The organism is Streptomyces sp. UNOB3_S3 (assembly GCF_020740895.1).
GTDB lineage: Bacteria > Actinomycetota > Actinomycetes > Streptomycetales > Streptomycetaceae > Streptomyces.
In genome coordinates this window covers 1-25,112 of sequence record NZ_JAILXP010000065.1, presented here as the reverse complement: position 1 = coordinate 25,112, position 25,112 = coordinate 1, and the positions used below count along the sequence as shown (strand labels likewise).

The 25,112-nt window shown below is 67.0% G+C and carries 33 protein-coding genes, 1 tRNA gene and 1 pseudogene; 24 read left to right on the top strand and 11 right to left on the bottom strand.

The window, feature by feature from the left end:
* The 4 genes and pseudogenes from K6I33_RS10125 to K6I33_RS10110 form a co-directional block, all read right to left on the bottom strand.
* Positions 1–369, bottom strand: a 369-nt coding sequence (locus K6I33_RS10125) for a transposase (RefSeq protein WP_229350096.1), incomplete at its 3' end; no start/stop codon positions are given.
* Between the two features lie 63 nt (positions 370–432).
* Positions 433–1,038, bottom strand: a complete 606-nt coding sequence (locus tag K6I33_RS10120; protein ID WP_229350090.1) for a hypothetical protein — start codon at positions 1,036–1,038, stop codon at positions 433–435.
* 18 nt (positions 1,039–1,056) lie between these two features.
* The gene (locus K6I33_RS10115) at positions 1,057–1,230 is read right to left on the bottom strand and encodes a hypothetical protein (protein WP_229350088.1); all 174 of its coding nucleotides are present in this window, start codon (positions 1,228–1,230) and stop codon (positions 1,057–1,059) included.
* A gap of 60 nt (positions 1,231–1,290) precedes the next feature.
* Positions 1,291–1,464: pseudogene (locus K6I33_RS10110) on the bottom strand (transposase); the annotation flags it as partial.
* Positions 1,465–1,572: 108 nt separating this feature from the next.
* On the opposite strand from K6I33_RS10110, the gene K6I33_RS10105 reads away from it, so the two are divergent.
* Positions 1,573–2,010, top strand: coding sequence for a hypothetical protein (locus K6I33_RS10105; RefSeq protein ID WP_229350079.1), 438 nt, complete (start codon positions 1,573–1,575; stop codon positions 2,008–2,010).
* Positions 2,011–2,031: 21 nt separating this feature from the next.
* On the opposite strand, the gene K6I33_RS10100 is transcribed toward K6I33_RS10105, so the two are convergent.
* The 3 genes from K6I33_RS10100 to K6I33_RS10090 form a co-directional block, all read right to left on the bottom strand.
* On the bottom strand, positions 2,032–2,499 hold the full coding sequence (locus K6I33_RS10100) for a hypothetical protein (RefSeq protein ID WP_229350077.1): 468 nt from the start codon (positions 2,497–2,499) through the stop codon (positions 2,032–2,034).
* Positions 2,500–2,701: 202 nt separating this feature from the next.
* A complete protein-coding gene (locus K6I33_RS35990; protein WP_275126672.1) occupies positions 2,702–3,001 on the bottom strand; it encodes an HNH endonuclease in 300 nt (99 codons plus the stop codon).
* Positions 3,002–3,045: 44 nt separating this feature from the next.
* Positions 3,046–3,141, bottom strand: a tRNA-OTHER gene (locus K6I33_RS10090).
* A 379-nt stretch (positions 3,142–3,520) separates the two neighbouring features.
* On the opposite strand from K6I33_RS10090, the gene K6I33_RS10085 reads away from it, so the two are divergent.
* A complete protein-coding gene (locus tag K6I33_RS10085; RefSeq protein ID WP_229350076.1) occupies positions 3,521–4,033 on the top strand; it encodes a hypothetical protein in 513 nt (170 codons plus the stop codon).
* Positions 4,034–4,112: 79 nt separating this feature from the next.
* Here K6I33_RS10085 and K6I33_RS10080 read toward each other — a convergent pair whose 3' ends face one another.
* Positions 4,113–4,916 (bottom strand): helix-turn-helix domain-containing protein, encoded by an 804-nt coding sequence (locus K6I33_RS10080; protein ID WP_229350073.1) that lies wholly within the window; start codon positions 4,914–4,916, stop codon positions 4,113–4,115.
* Positions 4,917–5,238: 322 nt separating this feature from the next.
* On the opposite strand from K6I33_RS10080, the gene K6I33_RS10075 reads away from it, so the two are divergent.
* The 15 genes from K6I33_RS10075 (at position 5,239) to K6I33_RS10010 (ending at position 15,165) form a co-directional block, all read left to right on the top strand.
* The gene (locus tag K6I33_RS10075; protein ID WP_229350071.1) at positions 5,239–5,958 is read left to right on the top strand and encodes a beta-ketoacyl-ACP reductase; all 720 of its coding nucleotides are present in this window, start codon (positions 5,239–5,241) and stop codon (positions 5,956–5,958) included.
* Positions 5,959–6,081: 123 nt separating this feature from the next.
* Positions 6,082–6,429 carry a hypothetical protein gene (locus K6I33_RS10070; protein WP_229350069.1) on the top strand — a complete coding sequence of 116 codons (348 nt, stop codon included), beginning with the start codon at positions 6,082–6,084 and terminating at the stop codon, positions 6,427–6,429.
* Positions 6,426–7,199, top strand: coding sequence for a PD-(D/E)XK nuclease family protein (locus K6I33_RS10065; RefSeq protein WP_229350067.1), 774 nt, complete (start codon positions 6,426–6,428; stop codon positions 7,197–7,199). Before K6I33_RS10070 ends, K6I33_RS10065 begins: the two co-directional genes overlap by 4 nt.
* 159 nt (positions 7,200–7,358) lie before the next feature.
* A complete protein-coding gene (locus K6I33_RS10060; protein WP_229350065.1) occupies positions 7,359–8,096 on the top strand; it encodes a BRO family protein in 738 nt (245 codons plus the stop codon).
* The gene (locus tag K6I33_RS10055) at positions 8,096–8,920 is read left to right on the top strand and encodes an AAA family ATPase (RefSeq protein ID WP_229350063.1); all 825 of its coding nucleotides are present in this window, start codon (positions 8,096–8,098) and stop codon (positions 8,918–8,920) included. Before K6I33_RS10060 ends, K6I33_RS10055 begins: the two co-directional genes overlap by 1 nt.
* 37 nt (positions 8,921–8,957) lie before the next feature.
* Complete coding sequence (locus K6I33_RS10050; RefSeq protein WP_229350061.1) at positions 8,958–9,314, top strand: hypothetical protein; 357 nt, start codon at positions 8,958–8,960, stop codon at positions 9,312–9,314.
* Positions 9,311–9,739 (top strand): endonuclease VII domain-containing protein, encoded by a 429-nt coding sequence (locus K6I33_RS35740; RefSeq protein WP_229350059.1) that lies wholly within the window; start codon positions 9,311–9,313, stop codon positions 9,737–9,739. Before K6I33_RS10050 ends, K6I33_RS35740 begins: the two co-directional genes overlap by 4 nt.
* A gap of 52 nt (positions 9,740–9,791) precedes the next feature.
* Positions 9,792–10,187 (top strand): CHC2 zinc finger domain-containing protein, encoded by a 396-nt coding sequence (locus K6I33_RS36575; protein WP_374283965.1) that lies wholly within the window; start codon positions 9,792–9,794, stop codon positions 10,185–10,187.
* Positions 10,111–10,707, top strand: a complete 597-nt coding sequence (locus tag K6I33_RS10040) for a toprim domain-containing protein (RefSeq protein ID WP_374283973.1) — start codon at positions 10,111–10,113, stop codon at positions 10,705–10,707. Before K6I33_RS36575 ends, K6I33_RS10040 begins: the two co-directional genes overlap by 77 nt.
* A complete protein-coding gene (locus K6I33_RS10035; RefSeq protein ID WP_229350055.1) occupies positions 10,707–11,102 on the top strand; it encodes a hypothetical protein in 396 nt (131 codons plus the stop codon). The genes K6I33_RS10040 and K6I33_RS10035 overlap by 1 nt, the downstream gene beginning before the upstream one ends.
* Positions 11,099–11,920 (top strand): metallophosphoesterase, encoded by an 822-nt coding sequence (locus K6I33_RS10030; protein ID WP_229350053.1) that lies wholly within the window; start codon positions 11,099–11,101, stop codon positions 11,918–11,920. Before K6I33_RS10035 ends, K6I33_RS10030 begins: the two co-directional genes overlap by 4 nt.
* Entirely contained in the window at positions 11,910–12,476 is a 567-nt protein-coding gene (locus tag K6I33_RS10025) for a hypothetical protein (RefSeq protein WP_229350051.1), read from the top strand. The genes K6I33_RS10030 and K6I33_RS10025 overlap by 11 nt, the downstream gene beginning before the upstream one ends.
* Before the next feature lie 103 nt (positions 12,477–12,579).
* A complete protein-coding gene (locus tag K6I33_RS10020; protein ID WP_229350049.1) occupies positions 12,580–13,032 on the top strand; it encodes a hypothetical protein in 453 nt (150 codons plus the stop codon).
* An 84-nt stretch (positions 13,033–13,116) separates the two neighbouring features.
* Positions 13,117–14,916: a DNA polymerase gene (locus K6I33_RS10015; protein ID WP_229350047.1), complete on the top strand. Its 1,800-nt coding sequence runs from the start codon at positions 13,117–13,119 to the stop codon at positions 14,914–14,916.
* A gap of 12 nt (positions 14,917–14,928) precedes the next feature.
* Positions 14,929–15,165 carry a hypothetical protein gene (locus K6I33_RS10010; RefSeq protein ID WP_229350045.1) on the top strand — a complete coding sequence of 79 codons (237 nt, stop codon included), beginning with the start codon at positions 14,929–14,931 and terminating at the stop codon, positions 15,163–15,165.
* Positions 15,166–15,214: 49 nt separating this feature from the next.
* On the opposite strand, the gene K6I33_RS10005 is transcribed toward K6I33_RS10010, so the two are convergent.
* Positions 15,215–15,667 carry a hypothetical protein gene (locus K6I33_RS10005; protein WP_229350043.1) on the bottom strand — a complete coding sequence of 151 codons (453 nt, stop codon included), beginning with the start codon at positions 15,665–15,667 and terminating at the stop codon, positions 15,215–15,217.
* Between the two features lie 250 nt (positions 15,668–15,917).
* Here K6I33_RS10005 and K6I33_RS10000 point away from each other — a divergent pair, with 250 nt between their 5' ends.
* The 3 genes from K6I33_RS10000 to K6I33_RS09990 all read left to right on the top strand — a co-directional run bounded on the left by K6I33_RS10000 (position 15,918) and on the right by K6I33_RS09990 (position 20,038).
* Positions 15,918–17,609: a recombinase family protein gene (locus K6I33_RS10000; protein WP_229350041.1), complete on the top strand. Its 1,692-nt coding sequence runs from the start codon at positions 15,918–15,920 to the stop codon at positions 17,607–17,609.
* A 123-nt stretch (positions 17,610–17,732) separates the two neighbouring features.
* Positions 17,733–19,271, top strand: a complete 1,539-nt coding sequence (gene miaB / locus K6I33_RS09995; protein ID WP_229350039.1) for a tRNA (N6-isopentenyl adenosine(37)-C2)-methylthiotransferase MiaB — start codon at positions 17,733–17,735, stop codon at positions 19,269–19,271.
* 56 nt (positions 19,272–19,327) lie between these two features.
* Positions 19,328–20,038: a class III extradiol dioxygenase subunit B-like domain-containing protein gene (locus K6I33_RS09990; RefSeq protein WP_229350037.1), complete on the top strand. Its 711-nt coding sequence runs from the start codon at positions 19,328–19,330 to the stop codon at positions 20,036–20,038.
* 121 nt (positions 20,039–20,159) lie between these two features.
* On the opposite strand, the gene K6I33_RS09985 is transcribed toward K6I33_RS09990, so the two are convergent.
* Both K6I33_RS09985 and K6I33_RS09980 read right to left on the bottom strand, forming a co-directional pair.
* Complete coding sequence (locus K6I33_RS09985) at positions 20,160–20,417, bottom strand: antitoxin (RefSeq protein ID WP_229350035.1); 258 nt, start codon at positions 20,415–20,417, stop codon at positions 20,160–20,162.
* Between the two features lie 31 nt (positions 20,418–20,448).
* On the bottom strand, positions 20,449–20,700 hold the full coding sequence (locus tag K6I33_RS09980; protein WP_229350033.1) for a hypothetical protein: 252 nt from the start codon (positions 20,698–20,700) through the stop codon (positions 20,449–20,451).
* A 183-nt stretch (positions 20,701–20,883) separates the two neighbouring features.
* On the opposite strand from K6I33_RS09980, the gene miaA reads away from it, so the two are divergent.
* From miaA to K6I33_RS09960, 4 genes are all read left to right on the top strand, one after another.
* Positions 20,884–21,822, top strand: coding sequence for a tRNA (adenosine(37)-N6)-dimethylallyltransferase MiaA (gene miaA / locus K6I33_RS09975; RefSeq protein ID WP_229350031.1), 939 nt, complete (start codon positions 20,884–20,886; stop codon positions 21,820–21,822).
* Positions 21,823–21,929: 107 nt separating this feature from the next.
* On the top strand, positions 21,930–22,403 hold the full coding sequence (locus tag K6I33_RS09970; RefSeq protein ID WP_229350092.1) for a hypothetical protein: 474 nt from the start codon (positions 21,930–21,932) through the stop codon (positions 22,401–22,403).
* 53 nt (positions 22,404–22,456) lie between these two features.
* Complete coding sequence (gene dapF, locus K6I33_RS09965; RefSeq protein ID WP_229350029.1) at positions 22,457–23,344, top strand: diaminopimelate epimerase; 888 nt, start codon at positions 22,457–22,459, stop codon at positions 23,342–23,344.
* A gap of 200 nt (positions 23,345–23,544) precedes the next feature.
* On the top strand, positions 23,545–25,112 hold a 1,568-nt coding region (locus K6I33_RS09960; protein WP_229350027.1), incomplete at its 3' end, for a bifunctional (p)ppGpp synthetase/guanosine-3',5'-bis(diphosphate) 3'-pyrophosphohydrolase.

Here is a 25,112-nt window from a genome sequence, read left to right as displayed (position 1 = left end):
GCGACGGGCCCGTCGCGAGCCCCCTTTTAGGGCCCTGACCTGGCTGGAGTCGACCACGCATCGGGACCAGTCCAGCCTCGCCGCCGCGTTCAGCTCCGCCAGCAGCACCTCGTGCAGCCGCTGCCACACCCCGCTCTCGTTCCAGTCCCGCAGCCGCCGCCAGCACGTCATGCCCGAGCCGAAGCCGAGCTCCTGCGGCAGGTACTCCCACTGGATCCCGGTATGCAGCACGTACAAGATCCCGCACAGCACCTCCCGGTCCGGCAACCGCTTGCGGCCCGGATACCGAAACCGGCGCTCGCTGCACGGCAGCAGCGGCCCGATCCGCTCCCACAACTCATCCGACACGATCCACGGCGATGCCCCCACGAGCCGGACAACGCTCAACCCGCCCGTCAGACACGGCAACCAGCGTCAACAGATCTCATTCTGTTAGCTGTTGTAAGCGGCACTCCGCCGGCCCCGGCAGGATCGTTCCTGCCGGGGCCGGGCAAAGGTGGGCCTCGCCCCCTCAAGACCACGAGAGGACGAGGTCACAGGCTCGATCCGGCCGGGGCGGCCGTCCTTGAACTGGATGAGGCCCTTGCCGATGTCGAGGTTGTATTCCTTCTCGGCCGGGGACTCGGCCAGCATGCCGCGGATCATGTCACGCGTGTTAGCCGTTTGGTCGAGGGAGGTTGCGGCGATCTGCACCAGAGGCAGCGGAACACGCTTGCCGACCGGTAGCCCGTTCTCATCGAAGTGGCTGAAGCGGGCGGGGCCGATGAACTCGACGATCGCCAGGGCGGCGAGCAGTGGGGTCTTGCCCCAGCCCTTCGCGCGGCGAAGCGCGGCGGACCGGTACAGCCACTTCCCGTTCTCGTCGATGCTGTACGCCCACAAGACGAACCGGAGCTGTTCCGGGGAAAATTGCCACGGCTGGCCGGCGTTCTCGCCGTCGGGCTGGACGATGTACTTCTGGCACCACCGGATGATGCCGTACCCGAGGCTCCGCGAAGGGTGGGGGACGCCAGGCGGCGTGTTTCCCGTCAGGGGCAACCCCTCACCCCCTTCGGGCTACTCGGTATCGTCGCCAAAGGCTTCGGCTTGGAACTCGGCAACGCACGCGGCTTCGCTTGCGTCACAGGCCTCGACCACGCGCACCCATCCGGTGGTCTCGTTGGTGCCGCCGAGGAGATCAGGGGCGTGGCTGCCCGGGAAGACCGCGAGGGCGTCGGCCTCGCCCGACACGTCGCACCGCGTACCGGCAACCGTCCAGGTAGTCGTGGCATGTCCTTTCTAACTTGTTCCTTATCGTCGGCTGTCACGCAGAGCGACGAGTATCTCGGGGTGTTTGACGGTCTTGCCCACGTCGTAGCGGGTGGCGGGGTGCCGGTTCTTGGAGCCGGGTGGCTGTCCTGGTCCCGGCCGGGTGAGTTTGGGTGCACGGGCCGGACTGCCGAGGTGGGGGCCGCAGTTGCAAAATCAGCCATCGTCCTCAGGTTCTCTACCGCCGCAAGCGGCGCTCTACCTACGCTGCGTCCGGCATGACTGAAGAGCACATGCCAGACCTTTGACACGCCAGGAGGCGACGTGAGGAAGATTTTTGCTGCCGTGCTCGCCACCGCATCGGCCACCGTTCTGTTCATGGCGACCCCGGCCGGTGCCGTCGACGGCCCGTGGAACCCGTACACCGGGACGACCTCCAACTGGCACTGTGGTTCCACCGTCACCATCCGGCCGGGCTTCCAGGCCCAGTCGTGCATCGTGGTGAGCGGCACGAACTACCAGGGAGCCACGATCATCAGCCTCACCTCGGCGACCACCGTCATGGCCTCGACGAGAACCTGGGAGGCCGGCAGTGAGACGCTGCCGAGCAGGGAATGCTTCATCGAGGAGCGTCCCGTAGGCCGATCCGTCTGCTTCAACGCCACGCGCTCCGGTCCCAATGGCGACGGCGTTCAGGCCGTGTCGTCCGTCTCCGACGACATCGCCGGGAAGGAATGGGTGTCGCCCACCGTGATTCTCTGATCCTTGCGTGAGCCGGAAAGTCTAGGATTCGGAGAGCATCCGGAAGAGCTCTTCGTCCATGTCCGTCGTCGCCGCCTCCTTGGCGGCCTGGGCGGCCTCTTCCTGGGCCTGCTGGTCAAAGTTCATCCGGAGCCGGGCCCGGTCCTCCGTCGTCGCACCCCACCGGCCAACCCGCTGCCGGATCTCACCAGCAAGCCGCGTCTCGCCCTGATAGAAGGCGTCGACGAGGCGCGTGGTGATCTCCAGCTCGGCCCAGTCCGTCTCAAGCCAATGCTGTGTCTGCGGGGCGCTGGACCACGTCTTCCAGAAGCGCTTGGCGCCGCCGGTCTGGATGCCCAGGGATTTGGGGAGGGCGCGGCCTTCGCCGGCCGTGGGCGTCAGCTCGTGCTCACCCAGGGCGTGATTGGTGTTCCGACGCCGAGCGTTTGGGCTCGGGGCGGGCCCTCGGCGAGACGGCATCAGAGCACCCCCCTGTTCGAGTCGGTTCATGGGCAGGGTGACGATCGGAAAAGCGGCGCCGGAGAAGCGCTTGAACGGTAGAGTTCTACTGGGCAGTCCGAAAGGGAGTGACTGACCGAGGTTCCGGACCCAACCGTTCGCGGAAAAGGGATTACGGCCGGAACCGCCATACGCCTCTGAGGCACAATCTCGGAGGACGGTAGAGGCCCCGCCATTTCGGGCGGGGCCCCTGCTATGCCCGGTCCTCGAAGTACGTCTTCTGGTAGTGGCACTGCTGGCAGAGCACCCACAGGTTGGCCAGCTCCCAAGTGCCACTCTGGGCGACGGGTACCCGGTGGTCCACTTCCAAGTCGCTACGGGAGCCACAGCGTTGGCAGGTGAACCGGTCGCGCGCGAGGACAGCGGCCCGGCGCTTGTGGAAGTCACCGGGGCGGTTGCGGTTCCTCGCGGAGGGCCGCCAGGTCCGCTTGGGCGGTGCGTGTCTCTCGCACCGGCCGGCGCGGACCGTCACGGAAGTGCAGCCCACGGACATGCAGATCGATTTCGCTCGGGGCATCGTGGCTTCCTTCCGTGACGTGGTGAGTCGGCGGGATTCGAACCCGCTCTTCCGTCCGGTACTCACCCCAGAGAGGGGTTTTCTGAGACGCGCGTGCACACCGGACACTGCGACTCCAGACGGGAGCTACCCGCCCTTGGGCCACCCCGGGGATCAGCCGGGGCGGTTCGGATGTGGGCCCCGGCTGGTTGCTGATCTGGCAGCCGGGGCCTGTGTCCTTCTCGGATCTCAACTGAGAATTAATTTTCAGGAGGTCTACAGGAAGGAAATTTATTTTCTCTCTTGGATCTTTTCTCACTAAGTATGTAGGCGTTACCGAGTCCTAAGATCAGCCTCAACTCCAGAAATGAGACGTAGGCCACAAACCAACCTACCAATCGGTAAAGTTGAAAGTTGATGTGAGACCGCGTCGCTGGTACCGTCGGCCGCTGTTCTGTGGCAGCCCTCCAGCGGGTGGTCCCTTCACAGCCGACCCGTCCCGGAAGGTCCCTGCTCATGGCCAAGCTGCCCTCTGACGCCGTGCTGGCGAAGCTGTACCACCTAGGCCTGAGCGATGCCGAGATCGCGCAGCAGTACGGTGCGCGCCCGGGGTCCGTGAACAGTCGTCTGGTGCTGCTGAACCTGCGGCGCAGGCCCGTTCACGCGCGGGTGAACGCGCTTTTGGCAACCATCTGGGACGTGAAGGTCGACAGGGACGGCGGAGAGACGCACCACAACGCCTACCCCATCCGTTACCTGAAGGTCTACCTGCGGCTCCGGCTCGGCGACGAGACCATCAGTGCCACTGAGCGGATGAAGGCGGGCCGGCTGATCCGCCGCCTGGTGCGGGAGAACAAGGTCATCCACTACAACACCGAGAAGGAAGGCGGCTGGGAGTATGTGCCCCGGCTGCCGTCGGACGGCCGGCGGGTCCTGCGCTGGCCTGAAAATCAGGCGTTGCCGGATCAGGTGGATCTTCAGCGCGCCATGGAGCTGCCCGAGGAGACCCAGGGCGGTCCGGCCGCCTGAGAGTCGTTCGGGGTCCGGTAGTGAAGACAGCCCGGCATGCCCTTGAGGGGCGTGCCGGGCTGTTTCTGTCTGTGGCAGGTCAGGCAGCAACCGGGGTGTTGTCGACGGGTGTTGCCGGGACGATCATGTGTCGCAAGGACTGATCGGCCATGGGCGTGAAGCACAGGAATGTGGTCTCGAAGACCTGGTCACCCTGGCCGGGGAGGTAGGCCAAGCGGCGGTGGCCGTCGGGGTGGTGGACCGTGGTGAGGTCTTCCTCCAGGATGCGGCGGGCATGGCCCGGGTCGCGCTGCTTGATCTCCGCGACGACCTCGGCCAGGCGCTGGTGGTCCGGGTTGGCCTCGGCCCTCATGCGCAGCTGGGCGGCCATGGGCTTGGCCCAGGACTGTTCCCAGTCGATCAGCTGTATGCGGGCTTCCGGGTAGGTCAGGGCCCAGACCATGACGTTGATGCCGTGGCGCATCCACGGCCACTCGCGGCCGGCGGCTGCGTTGTGTGTCACGACGTCCCAGGCGAAATCCGAGACGTAGGCGGTCCACTGCTGTTGCTGGACCAGTTCCTCGGTCTTGGGGTCGAGGATGCTGGCGTCCGGGCGGCACCGGCGGGGCGGCTCGTGCCCGAGGCCGTAGACGTAGAGGCTGTGCCGCTGGCCCTCATCGAGGACCAGGGCGCGGACCACTGTCTCGATCCAGTCGGCCGAGGGGGCGTGACGCCCGGATTCGAGCTGCCGGACCCAGCCCTCCGAGACGCCCGTCAGGGCGCCGAGGTCTCTCTGTGTAATGCCGTCGAACCGGGTGTTCCGGTTGGTTCTGGCGGCAAGTCCGGGTATCGCCAGCGGATCGCAGGAGGCCCGGAGGTCGCGCAGGAGGAGCGCAAATCGCATGAGGTCGGACAAGGAGGTACCCACCACCTTTAAGTAAATGAATGGCAAAAAAACCAGGTGTCTGGCGGTAACCGTACCGTCCTCCAGGCGACATTCACGCACATGTCACCACTTCGCAAAGTGTCTAAAAGTGGACAAAGATCCACTTCTTGGCACCGGAATCCGGTCATCCGGTACCGAAAGTCACAGTGTCGGTTCCGATCGCCTGAATGAAAACGGGTGCAAGGGGTGCGCCGAGACGAGGCAAAGTAGTGCCCACGAGCAAACCGGGCGGTCTGATTCGTAGCCGTCCGCCTGCGCCCCCCACCCGAGAGGTCCCCCTATGAGCCGCAGCGTCTTCGTCACCGGTGGTAACCGAGGTATTGGTCTGGCCGTTGCCCGTGCCTTCGCCGAGGTTGGCGAGAAGGTGGCCTTCACCTACCGCACCGGTGAGCCCCCGGCCGAGCTCCTGGAGCTGGGCTGTCTCGCCGTCAAGTGCGACATCACCAACCCCGAACAGGTCGAGCAGGCATACAAGGAGATCGAGGCGGCCCACGGCCCCGTCGAGGTCCTGGTGGCCAACGCCGGGATCACCCGCGATCAGCTCCTGCTGCGCATGTCGGAAGACGACTTCACCGACGTGGTGAACACCAACCTCACCAGCGCCTACCGGGTCGCCAAGCGCGCCTCCAAGGGCATGCTGCGCGCCCGCTCGGGCCGGATGGTCTTCATAGCCTCGGCCGTGGCCATGCTCGGCGAAGCCGGGCAGTCCAATTACGCCGCTTCCAAGGCGGGCCTGATCGGGTTCTCCCGCTCCCTCGCCCGTGAGCTCGGCTCCCGCAACATCACGTGCAACGTGGTGGCGCCGGGCTTGGTCGACACTGACATGTCCGCGGCACTGACCGAGGAGCGCAAGGCCGTCATGACCGGGCAGATCCCCCTCGGCCGCATGGGCCGCCCCGAGGAAATCGCCGCAGCCGTGCTCTTTCTCGCCGGAGCGGAGGCCACCTATGTCACCGGAGCAGTTATCCCCGTCGACGGCGGCGTGGGCATGGGCCACTGACCCCTTCACACCTCAAGCCCGGTGCCGACGGTGGCACCGGGCCTTTCTTTCCCCGAAAAGTCGCCGTGAGACCGCCTTGGACCGCATCCAGCGGGCCGGGGCACCCGATGAGGAGACTCCTGCATGACCCTGGCCTGCACCATGGCCTCGGCCTCGCCGCAAGTGATCAAGAGTCTCGCCCGCGCCGTCGAAGACACCCCGTTCACCCACACGCCGGCCTACGTCCTGATCGGTGTCGGCGCCATGGTGTGCAAGCTCGCGGGAAAAGGCCTGAGTTACTACCACCTCGTCGTCACCGACCAGGCCACGCCCTCCTGCGAAAAGGGCGTCGACCAGGCCTTCAAGAAGGAAGGCCTGCCGCGCTGGCGTGACTGCGTGATCGAGATCCTGCGCATGCCGCGCCCCAACCGCCGGTTCCCCGGCAGCAAGGAGAGCACCTTGTACGTCATCCACCCCGAGGTCACGCGATGAGCATCGAGACCCAGCCGCGCTCGGTCTCCCAGACCGAGCAGTACGAGAAGTGCGCGTGGCGCTACTACCTTCAGCGCGTCGAGCGCGTCACGCCGCGCCCGGCCGCATGGTCGCACCACGGCACGGCGTTCCACGCGGCGGCCGAAGCCGTCGAGCGCTCCGGCCGCACCATGACAGCGGAAGAAGCCGTGGCACTCTTCTCCGAGCTCTACAGCGCCGCGGTGAACACCTCACTGGAGGAGGAGCCCAACACGGACCGGTGGCTTGCCGCCGGAGTCACCCCGGGCGAGGACATCGAACGCCGCTACCGCATGGGACAGGAACAGACAGCCCGCTATGTCGCCTGGACCCAAGAACAGCAGCCGGAAATCTGGACAACGCCCAGCGGCCAGCCGGCCCTTGAGCTCGAATTCCTGGTCGAGCTCGGCGGCGTGCGCGTGCGCGGCTTCATCGACCAAGTCACCGTCGAGCCCGACCACACGCTCAGGATCCGCGACCTCAAGACCGGCACCACGAAAAGCCATTTCCAGCTGGAGACCTACAAGGTCGCCGTCGAGCAGGCCTACGACGTGCCCGTGGCGCGCGGGGACTGGTACCTCGCCAAGAACGGCAACCTCTCACGACCCGTGCAGCTGAACCAGGTCACCGCCGAAGAAGTCGGCGAACGGTTCGCTGCCATGGACGCAGGCGTCCGCCGCGGCGACTTCCCTGCCAAGCCGGGCTTCCAATGCCGATTCTGTGACGTGTCCCACGCATGCGCGTACACATAAAGAGTTGATGTGAGACCACATCTGACATAACGTCGGACGCCCGCCCGGTGCGGGACTATTTTTTTTGATGTAAAAATCGACGTGAGACCACGTCTGATGCAAGTTCGACACCCGCCTGGTGCGGGACTCTTTTTGACTGGAAAGTAGATGTGAGACCGCATGTTCAGTCACTTCTTCCGCCGCAACGACGGCCACGACTTCGAGATCCGCACTACCCGGGACCAGGACGGCGATCCGTGGTTCGTCGCCGCTGACGTGGCGCGGGTGCTTGCGGTTAAGAACATCCGCCAGGTTGTTTCCTACCTGGACGAGGATGAGGTCCGCCGGGTACCCGTCACTACTAATGACGGGTCCGGCCGCCGCCTCGAAACCAACGTAATCAACGAGCCCGGCCTCTATTCGATGATCCTGCGTAGCCGCAAGCCCGAGGCCAAGCAGTTTAAGCGCTGGATCACCCACGAAGTCCTGCCGTCCATCCGCAAGACCGGCGGGTACCAGGGTGGTGACGCCATCCAGGCCGCGATGCAGCAGCTCGTCGCCGACCCGGCCGCCGGCCTGATGCGCATGGCCGAACTCACCAAGCGAGTCGAGGAAGCAGAAGCCAAGGTGGAGGAGCTTTCGCCCCTGGCGCAGGCTTTCCAGGAATTCGCGGACACCGCGGACACGGCATCGTGCCGTGACGTCGCCCGGCTCCTGGACATGCGCGAGCGCCGGTTCACTGCCCTTCTCCGTGAATGGGAGTGGATGGAGAAGCTGGGCACCGCCGCGACCGCGAAGGCCCGCGAAGGCGGGTGGATGGCAAACCGCGTCGTCGAGGCGAAGTATGGCGCACGCCCGGTCCAGGGCCGCATCACCAGCAAGGGATTCGAGACCATCGTCCGGAAGGTCGGCGCCTGATGTACTCGCTCAGCCAGTCCGTAGACGCCAAGGGGGCCGCCGGCGAACCCATCCCCTCACCCTTCAAGGGGCTGGCCAAGCTCGAAGCGGAGTTCCGGCGCGGGGAGCTGTCCATCATCGCCGCGGGCGGAGGAACCGGAAAGTCCGTGGTGGCTCTCAACCTGGCCCTCCAGAGCAACGTTCCCACCTTGTACTTCTCGGCGGACTCCACGGCAGCGACTCAGCTCGTCCGGGCGACGGCCATCCTCACCGGCGACGACGTCAGGGAAATCAAGGCCAGACTGCACGCGGACGAGTTCGACAGGTATGAGGCCGTTCTGACCAAGCGGTGGTGGCAGCGCTTCGACTACAGCGCGCGGCCGACACCCGCAAGCCTGGAACTGCTCCTCGCCAGCTACAAAGAGCTGTTCGGCATCTACCCGCACCTTGTCGTCATCGACAACATTACGAACGTGGACGTGGGCGGCAGCGACTCGGCAGAGTCGTACACCTTCGGCCTTGAAGGCCTCTGCGACTACCTCTCCGAGATGGCGCGCGAGACGCACGCCCACGTGATGGCCATGCATCACGTGGTCGGGGAATACTCCGACGGCCTCAAGCCCATCCCGCAGTCCGGCATCAAGGGGAAGATATCCCGTGTCCCGTCCCTGATCCTCACCATCCACAAGGAAGTTGACGGGATGGAAGGCCGCACACTCCACATCAGCCCGGTAAAGAACCGCGAGGGCTTCGAAGACTCCAGCGGAGAGACCTACGCCTCGTTCGCGTTCAACACCCGGAACATCCGCCTGACCGATGCCGACGACTACGCAACCGCCTTTTAATTTTCATAAAAAATCGACGTGAGACCGCACAGCATGTATGATCAGGGAGGAAATTGTGAGGGAATCCCGAGTCAATAGCGAGGGATACCGGATAACCGTCGAGCTGACTGACGACACCCGCGACCGCTTCCCCGAGCTGGCAGCAGATCGCGGCGCACTGACCGAACCGATTGCCCTGGTCGTCGAGTTCGGTGACGCCCGCCAACTGCGACCTGCCCGGCTCGCGCACGAGCTGGCTCGCTACCGCCAGACGACCGCGGTTGTCGCCCTGCAAGGCCGCACCGGGCGGCAGGTCCAGACCCTCGGCACAGACACCCTGCGCCGCCTGGCCGCAGACGCCGCCGAGACGGGCCGCATGCTCCGCCTGGAGCGCACGATCGCCGCAACCGGGTGACGGCCCGCCGGTCGGCCACGCGGCCGTGCGCCAGGTGCCAGCGCCGGCGGGCGGAAAGATTCTTCACGTCGCCGCGTGGACGCATCTGCACGACATGCCGGAAGAAGGGCCGGAGCGAAGCCCGTCACGAAGCCCGCATACAGGCAACCTACGGGCTCCTGCCCGGCGAGTACACCCAGCTCTTCCAGCTCCAGGAAGGCCGCTGCGCCATCTGCGGCGGAACCCGGCGACAGCGCCTGTCCGTCGACCACTGCCACACGACAGGACTCGTGCGGGGGCTGCTGTGCCGCATGTGCAACGGGCGGCTCCTGACGGCATCCAGAGACCGCCCGGACATCCTCCGCGCCGCAGCCGCCTACCTCGAAAACCCGCCCGCGCAGAAGCACCTCGGCCCCCGCTACCACCAAGACAAGAGGCCGAACTAGAGCACCCGCCCTACCCATACCCGAAAAGTCGACGTGAGACCGGAGGCCCGTCGTGAGGACACCGCACAAACCCCCCATCGTCGCCGTCCTGGCCCACTACCACCCCCAATGGCAGCCACCCACGCACCGCCCCGGGTGGACGAAATGCCTGTGCCCGTTCCACGACGAGAGAACCCCGTCCGCATCCATCAACTTCGAGAAGAACCGAGTCCACTGCTTTGCCTGTGATCTGTCCCTGGACTCGATCGACGTCATCCAGAAAGAAGAGGGGGTGAAGTTCGTTGAAGCGACCCGCCTCGCCGAAAGCCGATTTGGTGATAGCGGCCAAGCGGTATCACAGCGGGTACGAACAGAGCCCGGCCGAACTCTATATAGTCAACCGCGGTTTGGGGACGGCGGCGGACAAGTTCAAACTCGGCTTCGTTTCCGAGCCGATCACCGGGCATGACCAGTACCGGGGCCGACTCGCAATCCCCTACCTGAGACCGGCCGGCGGAGACAACGCCGTCACCACCATCCGCTTCCGGTGCATCGCAGACGCCTGCGTCAAGAACGCGGACGGCTCCTACCGCTCCCCCCACGAAGAGAACCATGAAGGCCACCCCAAATACCTCGGGATCCCCGGACACCCCCCGCACCTGTTCAACACGCGTGTACTGATTCACCCCAGTCCTCACGTGGGACTGTCTGAAGGGGAGCTCGACGCCATGGCGTCCGAAGTCGCCGGAGTTCCAGCCGCCGCCGTCCCGGGCGTTTCCAGCTGGCGAGACCACTTCACCCCAGCCTTCGCAGGCTTCAGGACCGTCTTCTCACTCGGCGACGGGGACCACGCAGGGCGCCAGTTCAACGAAAAGAACTGTGAACGCCTCCCAAATGCCGTCCCCATCGACCTCGGAGACCGGTACGACGTCAACAGCTTCATCCTCGAATTCGGGCATGAGGCCTACCGCACAAAGCTGGGAGTTTAGTGACACAAACGTTCAAGGCCGGTGACAAGGTCGTCATCACAGGAGTGCCAGGACAAGGAGCGGCCTCGCTGTTCCACGGCAAGGTGGGAATCGTCCATGCCATTCACACAGCCGCTCCCTACCCGAACGAAGTGAAATTCCCAAGCAGCGGGCTGATGTGCTTTGCGGACCACGAGATGGCCCACGCCGAAGAGAACCCAGGAAGGCGCCATCTTGCCGAATCCCCAGGATTCCCGCACGGGATCGACACTGCCGCAGCGCAGTCCGTCATGAGATATGCAGTGACCGGCCAGGAACAGAGAGAAAGTATCGACATCGACGCAACAATTGAGCACCTGGAAAATATCAAGCAATACATAGAAGTTCGGATCCGGCGCTTGAGGGAGGCCGCGTGAGCATTAGAGAAATCGTGGTCGTCCCCGACGTCCAGTACCCCCTCCACGATGCCCGAGCGGTCCGGAACCTCTGGCACTACATCAGCGTGACGCAGCCGGCCGAGGTACTGATCATCGGCGACTTCATGGACTACCCGGCACCAAGCCGCTGGTCCAAGGACACCCGGGCCGAGTTCGAGACCGACGTCTTCCGCGAATCCGAAGGCGGCAAGGCACTGCTGGCCGACCTCCGCCAGGGCTACGACGGCCCCATCAAGTTCGTGGTCGGCAACCACGACGCGCGGCCGAGGGACTATCTCCGCAAGTACGCCCCAGCCCTCGCCGACAGCCGGGCCTTCGACGTGGACGTCCTCCTCGGCTTTGAGGAACTGGGCATCGAAGTCCTCCAGCCGTTCAGTGAGGTGGCACCCGGATGGGTGGCCATGCACGGGCACGAACTCCGGGGCCTGAATCAGATCCCGGGACGTACCGCTGCGGCGAAGGTGAGGAAGCTCGACCGCAGCGTCGTCATGGGACACACGCACAAGCTGGCCGTCTCCCCGGAAACCGTCGGCGTTGGCAGGCATCGGCGCACGCTGTTCGGCTTCGAGGTCGGGCACCTCATGGCGGAGACGAAGGCCCAGTACCTCGCCGGGGGCGTCGCCAACTGGCAAAAGGGCTTCGGTCGGCTCATCGTCAGCCAGCACTCCGCCGTACCCGTCCCCGTCTACGTCGAAAGGGACAGCTCCTTCGTGGTCGACGGAACGCGGTACGGGGCCATCAAGCGCAACAACAAGGGCCACTTCATCACCTCGAAGGAGACACGCATTGCCCCCTGAGACCGTCGAACTCGACTGGTCGTACCTCTCCGGCCTCGCCGACAAGGTTGCGTACTCCATCGCGCAGAAGTGGAGCGTCGTCGAGAAGGACGACGTGAAGCAGGAGATCCTGCTTCACGCCTACGAGCAGCGGCCCGCGATCGAAGCCAACTACCACCACGAAGACTTCCTCTGGAAGATATTCACCAAGGCCGGAACGCAGTACGCCAGCCGGGAGCGCAATTACCGGGACCTGATCGACGATCAGTACTACTACACCCCGGACGAGGCCAAAGCAGCGCTCAAGTCCTTCCTGTACACGGACGAAGAGCTCGCGCGGATGGTGGGCAAGAAGGATGACCTTCTCCAGGCCCGCGTCACCGACAACCTTGTCAGCGCGCGAATCGACGCCACCGCGTCCCTGAAGAAGCTGTCCGGGCGGTATCAGCAGCTCCTGATGCGCCGGTTCGTCTACGGCCTGCCCGTGACGGAGCAAGCCGACCGGCAGGCGCTCAGCCGCGCCGTGGTCACCCTCGCCCAGTACATGAACCGCAGCCTCCGCACCCGCGCCGCCTGACACCCCGGAGCCCTTTATGTCCGTTGATCTTGATGACCCGTTCGCCGACGTCTCCCCGTGGGACGAACCCAGCAACCACACTGCCATTACTGAGGAGAAGCCTATGACCACCGCCCCCCAGACCACTTCCGTAGCTGCCGGGCCCGCTCCCTACAAAATCGGCCTCACGGTCAAGGCCGGCGCAGACTTCGGCGCCGAGTGGATGACCCCGGCCGTCTACGGCCACACGGCCGCCGAGGCCGCGACCCGAGGCGTCGAGCTGCTGACCGCCATGAAGGAATCCGGGCTCATCGACCTCCACTCGAAGTTCGCGCAGTACACCCGTGACCAGTACAAGGGCGCCCCGGCAGCGGCCCCGAAGCGCTTCGAGAACGGCAAGGTCGTCGCGGCCAGCCCCAGCGGAGACGCCAGCGGCTACACCTGCGACCACGGCACCCGCACCTTCAAGGACGGCGGCAGCTGGGCTGCCCAGTTCTGCGGAGGTCGTGGACTCGACAAGAGCCAGCAGTGCCCACCCCTGTGGCGCCAGAAGGACGGCACCTTCCGCGCCAACTAGACACATTTTTTTACTCAAAAAATCGATGTGAGACCACACGGTGGGGGGCGGCCAGCCGCCGCCCACCACCCGCCCAGGAGGTACATGCGACTCATCACCCACCCGATCAACGGGCAGCAGGTCCGTATCCACGTAGTGGAGACCGAGGCAGACCTGCCCGCCTTCGAGAACTTTGTCCAGGAGCACCAGGAGCTATTGGGCTGGGACACGGAAACCACCGGGCTCGACTGGTGGAACGCCGGCCGCGGATTCCGCTGCCGACTGGCCCAGTTCGGAACCGCCACCGACTCCTACGTACTCCCCGTCGAACGGGGACCGGCCTTCGAGACCGCAGCCCGATGGGCACTCCAGACCGCTCGTCGGCTGGTCGCTCACAACGGCACCTTCGACATGCACGTAGCCGAATACTGCCTGGGCATTCCGCTGGAGGAACTGGCGCCGAAGAGCTGGGACACCAAGCTGTACGCCCACCTCGTCGACCCCCGGGCCGTCAAGGAAAGCGGGCCGGGCCTCAAACTCGAAGAGCTCACGAAGTACTACATATGCGAAACCGTCGCCGCAGAAGTCAAGGGCTCCATGGCAGAAATCGCCAAGGAACTCAAGGTCAAAAAGGATCATGTCTGGTCAGCTGTCCCGATCGACCACCACGGCTACAACCTGTACGCCGGAATGGACCCGATCTTGACTGTTCGCCTCTTCCAGATCCTCCGGCGGAAAGTCCCAAATCGCAGCAGGAGACGCGGGCTTGTCCCGTGGGAGCACCGGCTCGCCCACATCACCGCGAAGATCGAACGAGCCGGATACCTACTCGACAAGGAATACGCACAGGCCAAGTCTGACGAGCTGCACGAGCAGCAGCTGAAATGGGAAGCAGCCGCACGCCGCGAAGGCGTCGACAACATCAACGCGAACGCACAGATCATCTCCGCACTCCAGGAACGCGGAATCAAGCTCACAAAGAAGACCAAGAAGGGGAACATATCCGTCGATGACGAAGTGCTGACCTCGATCGGCATACCACTGACCGAGGCCATCATCCAGGCCAAGAAAGCGGGCAAGTGGAAGGCCACATGGTTTGACCGTGCCCTCGAAGGCCAGGACCAGGACGGCCGCGTCCATGCCAGCATCAACAGCTGCCAAGCCAGAACCGCCCGCATGACCATCTCAGGCGCGATCCCAGCCCAGACCCTCCCGGCCGGCGACTCCTACGTCCGACACTGCTTCCTCGCCGAGCCAGGCCACGTCACCGTCAGCTCCGACTACGGAAACATGGAGCTCCGGGTACTGGCAGCCTTCAGCGGCGACCCCACCATGTTGAACGCCTTCCACCAAGGCCTGGACCTCCACCAGATCACAGCAGACGCTGCCGGAGTCGACCGCAAGGCCGGGAAAGGCACCAACTTCACCGTCTGCTTCGGTGGCGGCTGGAAGGCCATCGTCGAGCAATACGGCGTGCCCGAAGCCGAGGCCAAGAAGGCAGTCAAAGCGTTCTGGGAAACCTACCCCGGCGTAAAACGATTCGCCGAACGCCTCCAGCGCGAGGCCCGCCGCACCGGACGCATCTACACAGGGACCGGCCGGAAGATTCCTGTTGACCGCAACAGGATATACGCCGCCCTCAATTACTTTATCCAGTCGACCAGTCGTGACATTACTGCACGCGCCCTCATCGAGCTCGACCGAGCCAGATACACCAAATACGTTCGCGTCCCCATCCATGATGAGCTCGTATTCAGTTTCCCCGCAGACCAAGCGGCAGAACTAGCGGAGAAGACAGCCCGAATCATGGAGACGACCATCAACGACCTTTTGATCCCTGTGGACTCAGAAATCGGTGGCCGGTCATGGGGGAGCGTTCTCGACCTCGAAGCAAGCAAGCACTAAAGGAGACTACCGATGACTGACAACAGCCCCTTTGACGAAATCGTGGCCGGACTTGAGGAAGAGCTGAACGCCGGACTGGTGGAGAAGCGCGGCGTCCACGCCATCGCAGTCACCCGCGTCACCGGACTCGTCTACCAGGCAGCCGTCACCGGCGGCGTGCCCCACAGCCTCGCTCTGGCCATGGCCGAGGACTACTGGGCATCGGAGATGCGCCCCTCCGAGATCGTCATGGTGGAAGACGCAGAGTGAATCACTCGCAGCGGTTCTGAAGGGAGAAGGACCGCTTCGTAGGCCGGGGCTAGGAGGTTTCCTCCGGCTGGTCGAGGTCTAGGGTCGCGATGATCTGGACTGCCTTGTCGGTCAACTCGCCACCTGCCTTGCCTGCTACAGCCGTGAGGAGGCCGTTCCGCCGGGATCGTTTCAGGTGAGTCTTGACTGTTTGCTCCGGCCGGCCGAGCCGTTCGGCAAGCAGTGGTACAAGCGCCTTGCTGCCGCTGTCGGCAACGGTTGTGTACATGGCTGCGAGCGCTGCCAGGTACTTCTCAGACAGGCCCCCCTCTGCGAATAGTGCCTTGGCTGCGTTCGCGAGGCTGGACAGCTTGATGGCGAGCTCGTGCTGTTGCTCGTCTGTGCCGATCCCGGCGGCTTTCGCGGACTCGACAGCCCGGACGAGGTCAAAGTCTCTGAGTACTGCGGTGGAGATGCCGCGCCGGACGTCCCTGCCCGGGGCGCCCTCGGTTGCCTCGATCACGAGCCGCTGCGGGCCGCCAGTTACTGGGCCTTCTGGCCAATACGCGCGGACTGTCCACGCCCCAACAGTCTGAGCGATCTCCAGCCCGTTCCCCTGTGCCTGCATGTGGGGAGCCTACCTCACGCCTGGGCCCCTGAGGTGTCGACCCAGGTTGGGTGACTCGGGGTTGACGTAAGTGAGTCATTTGCGATGGAGTGGGCTTCACCCGGGCTTTGGTGTGCAAGAACGAAGAGCTAAGGAGTTCCTTGTCATGGGCAAGCAGCGACTGATCGGAGTGATCCGGCTCAGCAAAGAGACCGACGAATCCACGTCACCCCAGGTACAGCGGCGGGCCATCAAGGCCATTGCCGACCTGCGAGGAGCTGAAATCGTCGGTTGGGCCAGTGACCTCGACGTCTCTGCGACGGATCTCAGTCCGGCTGAACGCCCTGAGTTGGCGAAGTGGCTGGCACGGCCTGATGAATGGGATGGCCTGGCGTTCTGGCGCCTCGACCGCTTCGTCCGCTCGGTGATCGACTTCGCCGACATGATCCGTTGGTGCCGGGCCGACGGGCGCAATAAGAACATGATCAGTGCCACCGAGCCGATCGACCTCAAGACGCCTATCGGTGTGGCGCTGGCCCAGATCATCGTGGTCTTCGCTGAGCTGGAAGCCTCCACCATCAAGCTTCGCGTGCTTGCCGGCCGCGCAGAGAAGCGCAGTCTCGGCCGCTGGAGTGGAGGGGAGCCGTCCTACGGCTACAAGACAGTGCCTGCGCGCAGTCATGTTGAGGGCTGCGACTGGCATGCGTGCGACTGTCCGCAGGTCGATGGCCTACAGATCGATTTTGATGACGATGTGCTCCCCGGCGCAATTCAGACCGCCTACGCTACGGCGCGAGAGTTGGTGGATCGGGTGCTTGGTCCCGGAGACAGCATGAACTCGGTGTGTCTCGACTATGAGGACCGCGACATCCTCGCGCCGAGCGACCACAAGCGAGTTCGTAATGGAAAACCGATTGGAGGAAAGAAGAGGCGGAAGGGGAAGCGTGCGAAATGGGGCGTTGAAACCGTACGCAATATCCTTTTGTCCCCGACATTGCAAGGCTACATGTCCCATGACGGGGAGATTGTCTGCGGAGACGATGGGATGCCCATCCGCGTTGGCCCCGCAATGGTGACTGACGACGAGGCGCGCCGTCTCCGGATCAAACTGGTAGACGAACAGTCCACGCGCACCCGCACTAAAGACGCAGCGCCGTTGCTCGATGTCGGCTTTTGCGATTGCGGTCACAAGCTCCACCATTGGCGAGCCGTTCGAAAGCTAAGCAAGGGGCCAAAGCTTTACCGCTACTATCGATGTGGGAATCCCGGGAAGATCGATAAGAAGAAGGTTTGCAACGCCTCGGCGCTGGACGCGCACCTCCTTGAATCTCTGGTATCGGCATACGTAACGTTCCCGTCGATCCTCGGGGACATCGAGGTCGAGCGGAAAATCCTCGTGCCCGGTGAAGATCACACGGCTGAGCTCACGCGGGTACGTGAGGCGATACAGCGGCTCACTGACGAGAAGGACAAGGCGGAAGGCTGGGACGACGAGGACGAGGCGATATACGCCTCCCGGATGGCCAAACTCCGGGAGAAACGAAAGGCCCTGGCGAAGCTGCCTCAACGAGCTGACGAATGGCGCTGGGAGGGCACAGGGGAGACCTATGCAGAGCTGTGGGAGCGGTCGGACTGGGATGCCCGAAGGAAACTCCTGATCAACGGAGCGTTCACAGTCGTCGCGTACCGCCCCGTGACTGGCCGAGGAGGCGCCTCGGGAACGGCGGAGCTACAGATCCTGATGTGCCCTGGACCAGACCTTGCCAAGCGGCTCCAAGGCCGGGAGCTCCCGAAACTGCCCCCGACTCTGGAGGCGCCAGAGGTGACCATGGCCCTCTCTGAGGCCGCTGCTGCCTAACGATGGACGCTAGGCCCCCACCGCTGCGGTGGGGGCCTAGCTGTGTCTTCGACGGGTGCAGGCAGGCCGGGCACCCCGCCGGCTTCGGGATGACCTTTCCTCGCTCCCCCTTACTCTGGAGGAATGACCATCAGCAGTGACCGGACCGGAGCAGTGGACAACGTGGGCGTTACTCGAAGCTACGAGATCCGTACCTACGGGTGCCAGATGAACGTCCATGACTCCGAGCGGCTGTCCGGCCTCCTGGAGGAAGCGGGCTATGTCCGCGCGCCCGAAGGTACCGCCGAGGGCGATGCCGACGTCGTCGTCTTCAACACCTGCGCGGTGCGGGAGAACGCCGACAACAAGCTCTACGGCAATCTCGGCCGCCTGGCCCCGATGAAGACGAAGCGGCCCGGCATGCAGATCGCCGTCGGCGGCTGCCTCGCCCAGAAGGACCGCGACACGATCGTCAACCGGGCCCCCTGGGTCGACGTCGTCTTCGGCACGCACAACATCGGCAAGCTGCCGGTGCTGCTGGAGCGCGCCCGCGTCCAGGAAGAGGCGCAGGTCGAGATCGCCGAGTCGCTGGAGGCGTTCCCCTCCACGCTGCCGACGCGCCGCGAGAGCGCCTACGCGGCCTGGGTCTCCATCTCCGTCGGCTGCAACAACACCTGCACCTTCTGCATCGTCCCCGCGCTGCGCGGCAAGGAGAAGGACCGCCGCCCGGGCGACATCCTCGCCGAGGTCGAGGCGCTCGTCGCCGAGGGCGTCAGCGAGATCACCCTCCTCGGCCAGAACGTCAACGCCTACGGCTCCGACATGGGCGACCGCGAGGCGTTCTCCAAGCTGCTGCGCGCTTGCGGCCAGATCGAGGGCCTGGAGCGCGTCCGCTTCACCTCGCCCCACCCGCGCGACTTCACCGACGACGTGATCGCCGCGATGGCCGAGACGCCGAACGTGATGCACCAGCTGCACATGCCGCTCCAGTCCGGCTCGGACACGGTCCTCAAGGCGATGCGCCGCTCGTACCGCCAGGAGCGCTTCCTGGGCATCATCGAGAAGGTGCGCGCCGCCATGCCGGACGCCGCCATCTCCACTGACATCATCGTGGGCTTCCCCGGCGAGACCGAGGAGGACTTCGAGCAGACCATGCACGTCGTCCGCGAGGCCCGCTTCGCGAACGCCTTCACCTTCCAGTACTCCAAGCGCCCCGGCACCCCGGCGGCGACCATGGACGGGCAGATCCCCAAGGAGGTCGTGCAGGCGCGCTACGAGCGTCTGGTCGCCCTCCAGGAGGAGATCTCCTGGGAGGAGAACAAGAAGCAGGTCGGCCGGGTCCTGGAGGTCATGGTCGCCGAGGGCGAGGGCCGCAAGGACGACGCCACCCGGCGCCTCTCCGGCCGCGCCCCCGACAACCGGCTGGTCCACTTCACCAAGCCGGACGAGGACGTCCGCCCGGGCGACGTGGTCACCGTCGAGATCACCTACGCCGCCCCGCACCACCTGCTCGCCGAGGGCCCGGCGAAGGCCGTCCGCCGCACGCGCGCGGGCGACGCGTGGGAGAAGCGCAACGCCGCACCGGCGGAGAAGCCCAAGGGCGTGATGCTCGGCCTCCCGCGCATCGGCGCCCCCGCGCCGACGGCGGCCCCCGTAGCGGGTCCGGGCTGCGGCTGCGACTGAGCGGTCATGGGGGCAAGGCCCGACGACCGGTGATCCCGAATTGCTAGGGTGCCGCCATGCTCGTCGCCGCCGCCGTATGCCCCTGCCCGCCCCTGCTGGTCCCCGACGTGGCCGCCGGGGCCGCGTCCGAGCTGGACGGCCTGCGGGCCGCCTGCCTGGACGCGGTGGCCGTGCTGGCGGCCGCCCGGCCCGACCGGCTCGTCGTCGTGGGCCCCGCCCCGCACACCGCTGACGGCCCGTACCCGCAGGGTTCCCCCGGCTCCTTCCGCGGCCTGGGCGTGGACCTCGACGTGCGGCTCGGCGCGGGGGATCCCGCCGCCGAGCGCGCGCTCCCGCAGTCCCTGGCCGTCGCCGCGTGGCTGCTGGAGCGTACGGAGTGGGCCGCCGCGCCGGTCGAGGGCCTGGGCGTCGGAGCGGCGCTGGAGCGCGAGCGGTGCCTGGAGACCGGCCGGGAGCTGGCCGTCACGGCCGGGCGGACCGCCCTCCTGGTGATGGGCGACGGCAGCGCCTGCCGCACGGTCAAGGCGCCCGGCTATCTGGACGAGCGGGCCGAGCCCTTCGACGCGGAGGCGGCACGGGCCCTGGGAGCCGCCGACACGGCCGCCCTGGCCGCCCTGGACCCCGGGCTGGCCCGCGAGCTCCAGGCGGCCGGACGCGCCCCCTGGCAGGTCCTGGCGGGCGCGGGAGAGGGCGCGGGGCTGAGCGGGGCGCTGCTGTACGACGAGGCCCCGTACGGCGTGGGCTACCTCGTGGCCGCCTGGTCGTGACCCCTCCGGCCGTGGCCGCGCCGGCCGGGCCCCGCCGGGCCCCGCACGGTCACGGGCGTGCACACGGCGAAGGCCGTGGAGCGCGCTCCACGGCCTTCGCCGGCTGAGGTGATGACGAGGGTCAGGAGGCCTCGGGGCCCTTGCCGCCGGCCGGGCCCCCGGGCTTGCCGTCCTGCTCGGCCAGGCGGCCGAGGGCGTCCTTGGCCTTGCCCGTACCGGCCTGGATCTGGCTGCTGTACTTGCCCTTGGTCTTCTCGTCGACCACCTTGGCGGCCTTTTCGAGACCCTGCCCGATCTTGTCCCCGTGCTGCTGCGCGAGATCCCCGGCCTTGTCCTTCAACGGACCGAGCTTGGCCTTGAGATTGTCCATCAGGCCCATGGTGACCGCCCCTCGTCTTTCCTCGCCGAACCTACTTGCGGGCGCCTTCACCGGCCTCGCTGTCGGCCGCCTTCTCCGCCGACTGCTGCTTCGGGATCTCCACTCCCTCGGCCGTCTCCTCCGCGGTCTCCTCGGCCTTGGCCTCGGCCGCCTCCTCCGGCTGCGCCTCGGCCGTCCCGGCGGCGTCGGTGGATTCCGCCGTCGGAGTGGCAGCCGCGGCCTCTTCCGTTGACGCCGAGGACTTCGACGACGACCTGCCGAGAAGCCTTGCAAACACGCCCATATCTACTCCATTACCTTACTGGTGTGAGCGAAATCCCGCGTCGTCAGGGGCGTCCCATGGCGCCGCCCACGCACGCCGGTCCGCGAACCGGCTCTCGGAACCTCGCAACAGGCAACGAACCCGCCTGCGTCGCGTCACGTCGCTCGTTCGTGGGGTGCTCCGGAGGTTTGGGAGACTGAAGCGGTGAGAAACGCAGCTCCCGCACCCCGGGTCATCGCCGTCGTCGGTCCCACGGCGGCAGGCAAGTCCGATCTCGGCGTCGCCCTCGCCCAGCACCTGGGCGGCGAGGTCGTCAACGCCGACTCCATGCAGCTCTACCGCGGCATGGACATCGGCACCGCCAAACTGACCATGGAGGAGCGGCAGGGCGTGCCGCACCACCTGCTCGACATCTGGGACGTCAAGGAGGCCGCGAGCGTCGCCGAGTACCAGCGGCTGGCCCGGGCCGAGATCGACCGGCTGCTCGCCGAGGGCCGCACGCCGATCCTCGTCGGGGGCTCCGGGCTCTACGTCAAGGGCACCATCGACGCCATGGATTTCCCCGGCACCGACCCGGCCGTCCGGGCCCGGCTGGAGGCCGAGCTCGAGGAGCACGGCCCGGGCGCGCTCCACTCCCGGCTGGCCGCCGCCGACCCGGCCGCCGCCCGCGCGATCCTGCCCGGCAACGGCCGCCGCATCGTGCGCGCCCTGGAGGTCATCGAGCTCACCGGCCGCCCCTTCACGGCGAACCTCCCCGGCGAGGAGCCCGTCTACGACGCCCTGCAGATCGGCGTGGACGTCGAGCGCCCCGAGCTGGACGAGCGGATCACCGTCCGGGTGGACCGGATGTGGGAGGCCGGGCTCGTCGACGAGGTGCGCGCCCTGGAGCGCGACGGCCTGCGCGAGGGACGCACGGCCTCCCGCGCCCTCGGCTATCAGCAGGTGCTCGCCTTCCTGGCGGGGGAGTGCACCGAGGACGAGGCCCGCGCCGAGACCGTCCGGGCCACCAAGCGCTTCGCGCGCCGGCAGGACTCGTGGTTCCGGCGGGATTCCCGCGTCCACTGGCTGAGCGGCGCCGCCGATCGGCGGGCGGAACTGCCCGAGCGAGCGCTGGCGTTGGTCGAACGGGCTATTACAGCCTGATCACGTGATGGCATCGGGACGCTCCGCGCGCCCTGGGGAGCGCTTCCGACGTGCCATCATCAAGCTTCGATCGAGCCGTGGAGTCCGAGTTGGGAGGGCGCGTGGCGATGGAGGCCGGCCCTCGTGACAGACCGCATCAGCCGCAGTCCTGGGAGGATCTCCCGGCGGCCGGGGGAGAGCCGGACGTGCTGACCCCGGACGGCCCCGAGGACACCGAGGGGACGACCGCGGACGCGACGGCGCCCGCCTCGTTCCGCGAGCTGCGCCCGCCGCGCAGACTGCGGCTGTGGCAGCTCGCGCCCATCGTCGTGCTGGCCGCCGTCGGCTCGCTGATGTTCGCCTTCCCGCTCGCCTTCGAGTTCGGCGACGGCGGGCCCCTCGTCGCCGTGCTCGGCCTGCTCATTAGCTGCTGCGCCGCCGGGTGGGGCGTGATGGCGGCCCGTCGCGTGGGCTACACCTGGCCCGGACTGCCGCCGCGCGGTTCCGGGCGGCGCCCGGACTGGCGGTACGTGGCCGGGTACACGGCCGTCGTCGCCGTGGTCGTCCTGCTCGCCGTCCTGCGCGTGGCGCGACTGCGCTGACCGGCGCCGGGACCGGCGGAAGGCGCCGGGGCGGGGCCCCGTACCATCGAAGCGTGAGCACCGCGCAGATCGCCTTCCTCAAGGGTCACGGCACCGAGAACGACTTCGTGATCATTCCCGACCACGACGGGCGCCTGGAGCTGTCCCCGGCCGCCGTCGCGCTCCTGTGCGACCGGCGTGCGGGCATAGGCGCGGACGGCGTGCTCCGGGTCGTCCGCTCCGCCGCGCACCCCGAGGCGCGGGCGATGGCCGGCGAGGCCGAGTGGTTCATGGACTACCGCAACAGCGACGGCAGCGTCGCCGAGATGTGCGGCAACGGCGTCCGGGTGTTCGCGCGCTACCTCCAGGCGGCGGGTCTCGCGGAGGAGGGCGACCTCGCGATCGCCACCCGCGCCGGCGTCCGCCACGCCCACATCGCCAAGCCGGGCCCCGACGGCGAGCCCGGCGGGATCACCGTCGCCATGGGCCGGGCCGAGCTCCCCGAGGGCGAGGTCACCGTCACCGTCGGTGAGCACGACTGGCCCGCGCGCAACGTCAACATGGGCAACCCGCACGCCGTCTCCTTCGTCGACGACCTCGCCGACGCCGGGAACCTGTTCGCCGCCCCCGCCGTCGCCCCGGCCGCCACCTACCCGGACGGCGTCAACGTGGAGTTCGTCGTCGACCGCGGCCCCCGCCACGTCGCCATGCGGGTCCACGAGCGGGGCTCGGGCGAGACGCGCTCGTGCGGCACGGGCGCCTGCGCCGTGATGGTCGCGACGGCCCGCCGCGACGGCGCCGACCCGGCCGTCCTGGGCCACCCCGTCACCTACACCGTGGACGTCCCCGGCGGACGCCTGGTGATCAGCGAGACCCCGGACGGCACCGTCGAGATGACCGGGCCCGCCGTGATCGTCGCGGAGGGCGTCTTCGAGGCCTCCCGCTTCGCCGTCACCGTCTGACGCCCGCGGCCACCGCCCGGCGCCCGCACGGGCGCGCGACCGTTGGCCGCGCGGCCCGTGTCATGCCTCGACTCCCTCGAATGGGTGATCCGTTTCACTCTGGGCGAGAGCGGGTGAGCGGTGCGTGATGGGCTCGGTAGCATCAAGCACCGGTACTGGAGGCGTGAGCCGACCGCCGGTCGACGCTGCCGGAGGTGCCCATGGGCGCAGAGGTCACGAACACCGGTGCTCCGGGCCGCAGGCGCGGCCGCCGCATCGACCTGAGACGGCTGGGACGCGCGGCGCTCAGCGGCTCCGGCGCCCGCGGCCGGCTCCCCGATGCCATCGACCACGTCGCCAAGGTCCACCGCGCCCACCACCCCGGCGCCGACCTGGACATCCTCAGCCGGGCCTACGTCCTCGCCGAGTCCTCCCACCGCGGCCAGACCCGCAAGAGCGGCGAGCCCTACATCACCCACCCCCTCGCCGTCACCCTGATCCTGGCCGAACTGGGCGCCGAGACCACGACCTTGACCGCGTCCCTCCTCCACGACACGGTCGAGGACACCGAGGTGACCCTCGATCAGGTGGGGGAGGCCTTCGGCGAGGAGGTGCGCTTCCTCGTCGACGGCGTCACCAAGCTGGAGAAGGTCGACTACGGCGCCGCCGCCGAGCCCGAGACCTTCCGCAAGATGCTCGTGGCCACCGGGAACGACGTCCGGGTCATGTCCATCAAGCTCGCCGACCGCCTTCACAACATGCGCACCCTCGGCGTCATGCGCCCCGAGAAACAGGCGCGCATCGCCAAGGTCACCCGCGATGTGCTGATCCCCCTCGCCGAGCGGCTGGGCGTCCAGGCCCTCAAGACCGAGCTGGAGGACCTGGTCTTCGCCATCCTCCACCCCGACGAGTACGCCCGCACCCGTGACCTCGTCCTCACCCACACCGGCCGCCCCGACCCCCTGGAGGCCACCGCGAAACGGGTGCGCGCCGTCCTGCGCGAGGCGGACATCACCGCCGATGTCGTCGTCCGCCGCCGGCATTTCGTCTCCGTGCACCGGGTGCGGATCAAGCGCGGCGAGCTCACCGGCTCCGACCTCGGCAGACTGCTCGTCCTGGTCGCCGAGGACGCGGACTGCTACGCGGTCCTGGGCGAGCTGCACACCTGCTTCACCCCGTTCATCTCGGAGTTCAAGGACTTCATCGCCGCCCCCAAGTTCAACCTCTACCAGTCGCTGCACACGGCCGTCGCCGGCGAGGACGGCCAGGCGGCCGAAGTCCTCATCCGCACCCACCGGATGCACCGGGTCGCCGAGGCCGGCGTCATCGCCCTCGGCAACCCCTACGCGGCACCCGACGCACCCGACGCGCCGGACGGCGAACGCGTCGACCCCACCCGTCCCGGCTGGCTCTCCCGCCTCCTGGAATGGCAGCGCGCCACCCCCGACCCCGACACCTTCTGGACCTCCCTGCGCGACGAGCTCGCCCAGGACCGCGAGGTGACGGTCTTCCGGGCCGACGGCGGCACCATCGGCCTCCCGGCGGGCTCCAGCTGCGTCGACGCGGCCTACGCCCAGTACGGCGACGGGGCGCACCACTGCATCGGCGCCCGGGTCAACGGCCGGCTGGCCGCCCTCGGCACGGTGCTGCGCGACGGCGACACCCTCCATCTGCTGATGTCCCCCGACAGCGCCTCCGGTCCCTCGCCCGAGTGGCGCGAGCACGCCCGTACGCCGGCGGCCCGGATCGCCATCGACCGCTGGCTGGCCGCCCACCCGGCCCCCGAACC

Bases quoted from the DNA above. Each gene is read 5' to 3' on its own strand.
- K6I33_RS10055 (WP_229350063.1), top strand. From the start codon at position 8,096: ATGTACTCGCTCAGCCAGTCCGTAGACGCCAAGGGGGCCGCCGGCGAA.
- K6I33_RS09990 (WP_229350037.1), top strand. From the start codon at position 19,328: ATGCTCGTCGCCGCCGCCGTATGCCCCTGCCCGCCCCTGCTGGTCCCC.
- K6I33_RS10060 (WP_229350065.1), top strand. From the start codon at position 7,359: ATGTTCAGTCACTTCTTCCGCCGCAACGACGGCCACGACTTCGAGATC.
- K6I33_RS10050 (WP_229350061.1), top strand. From the start codon at position 8,958: ATGATCAGGGAGGAAATTGTGAGGGAATCCCGAGTCAATAGCGAGGGA.
- K6I33_RS10080 (WP_229350073.1), bottom strand. From the start codon at position 4,916: ATGCGATTTGCGCTCCTCCTGCGCGACCTCCGGGCCTCCTGCGATCCG.
- K6I33_RS35990 (WP_275126672.1), bottom strand. From the start codon at position 3,001: ATGTCCGTGGGCTGCACTTCCGTGACGGTCCGCGCCGGCCGGTGCGAG.
- K6I33_RS10015 (WP_229350047.1), top strand. From the start codon at position 13,117: ATGCGACTCATCACCCACCCGATCAACGGGCAGCAGGTCCGTATCCAC.
- K6I33_RS10085 (WP_229350076.1), top strand. From the start codon at position 3,521: ATGGCCAAGCTGCCCTCTGACGCCGTGCTGGCGAAGCTGTACCACCTA.
- K6I33_RS10100 (WP_229350077.1), bottom strand. From the start codon at position 2,499: ATGAACCGACTCGAACAGGGGGGTGCTCTGATGCCGTCTCGCCGAGGG.
- K6I33_RS09970 (WP_229350092.1), top strand. From the start codon at position 21,930: ATGGAGGCCGGCCCTCGTGACAGACCGCATCAGCCGCAGTCCTGGGAG.
- K6I33_RS09980 (WP_229350033.1), bottom strand. From the start codon at position 20,700: ATGGGCGTGTTTGCAAGGCTTCTCGGCAGGTCGTCGTCGAAGTCCTCG.
- K6I33_RS10010 (WP_229350045.1), top strand. From the start codon at position 14,929: ATGACTGACAACAGCCCCTTTGACGAAATCGTGGCCGGACTTGAGGAA.
- K6I33_RS09985 (WP_229350035.1), bottom strand. From the start codon at position 20,417: ATGGGCCTGATGGACAATCTCAAGGCCAAGCTCGGTCCGTTGAAGGAC.
- K6I33_RS10070 (WP_229350069.1), top strand. From the start codon at position 6,082: ATGACCCTGGCCTGCACCATGGCCTCGGCCTCGCCGCAAGTGATCAAG.
- miaB (WP_229350039.1), top strand. From the start codon at position 17,733: ATGACCATCAGCAGTGACCGGACCGGAGCAGTGGACAACGTGGGCGTT.
- K6I33_RS10020 (WP_229350049.1), top strand. From the start codon at position 12,580: ATGACCACCGCCCCCCAGACCACTTCCGTAGCTGCCGGGCCCGCTCCC.
- K6I33_RS10000 (WP_229350041.1), top strand. From the start codon at position 15,918: ATGGGCAAGCAGCGACTGATCGGAGTGATCCGGCTCAGCAAAGAGACC.
- K6I33_RS10065 (WP_229350067.1), top strand. From the start codon at position 6,426: ATGAGCATCGAGACCCAGCCGCGCTCGGTCTCCCAGACCGAGCAGTAC.
- K6I33_RS10075 (WP_229350071.1), top strand. From the start codon at position 5,239: ATGAGCCGCAGCGTCTTCGTCACCGGTGGTAACCGAGGTATTGGTCTG.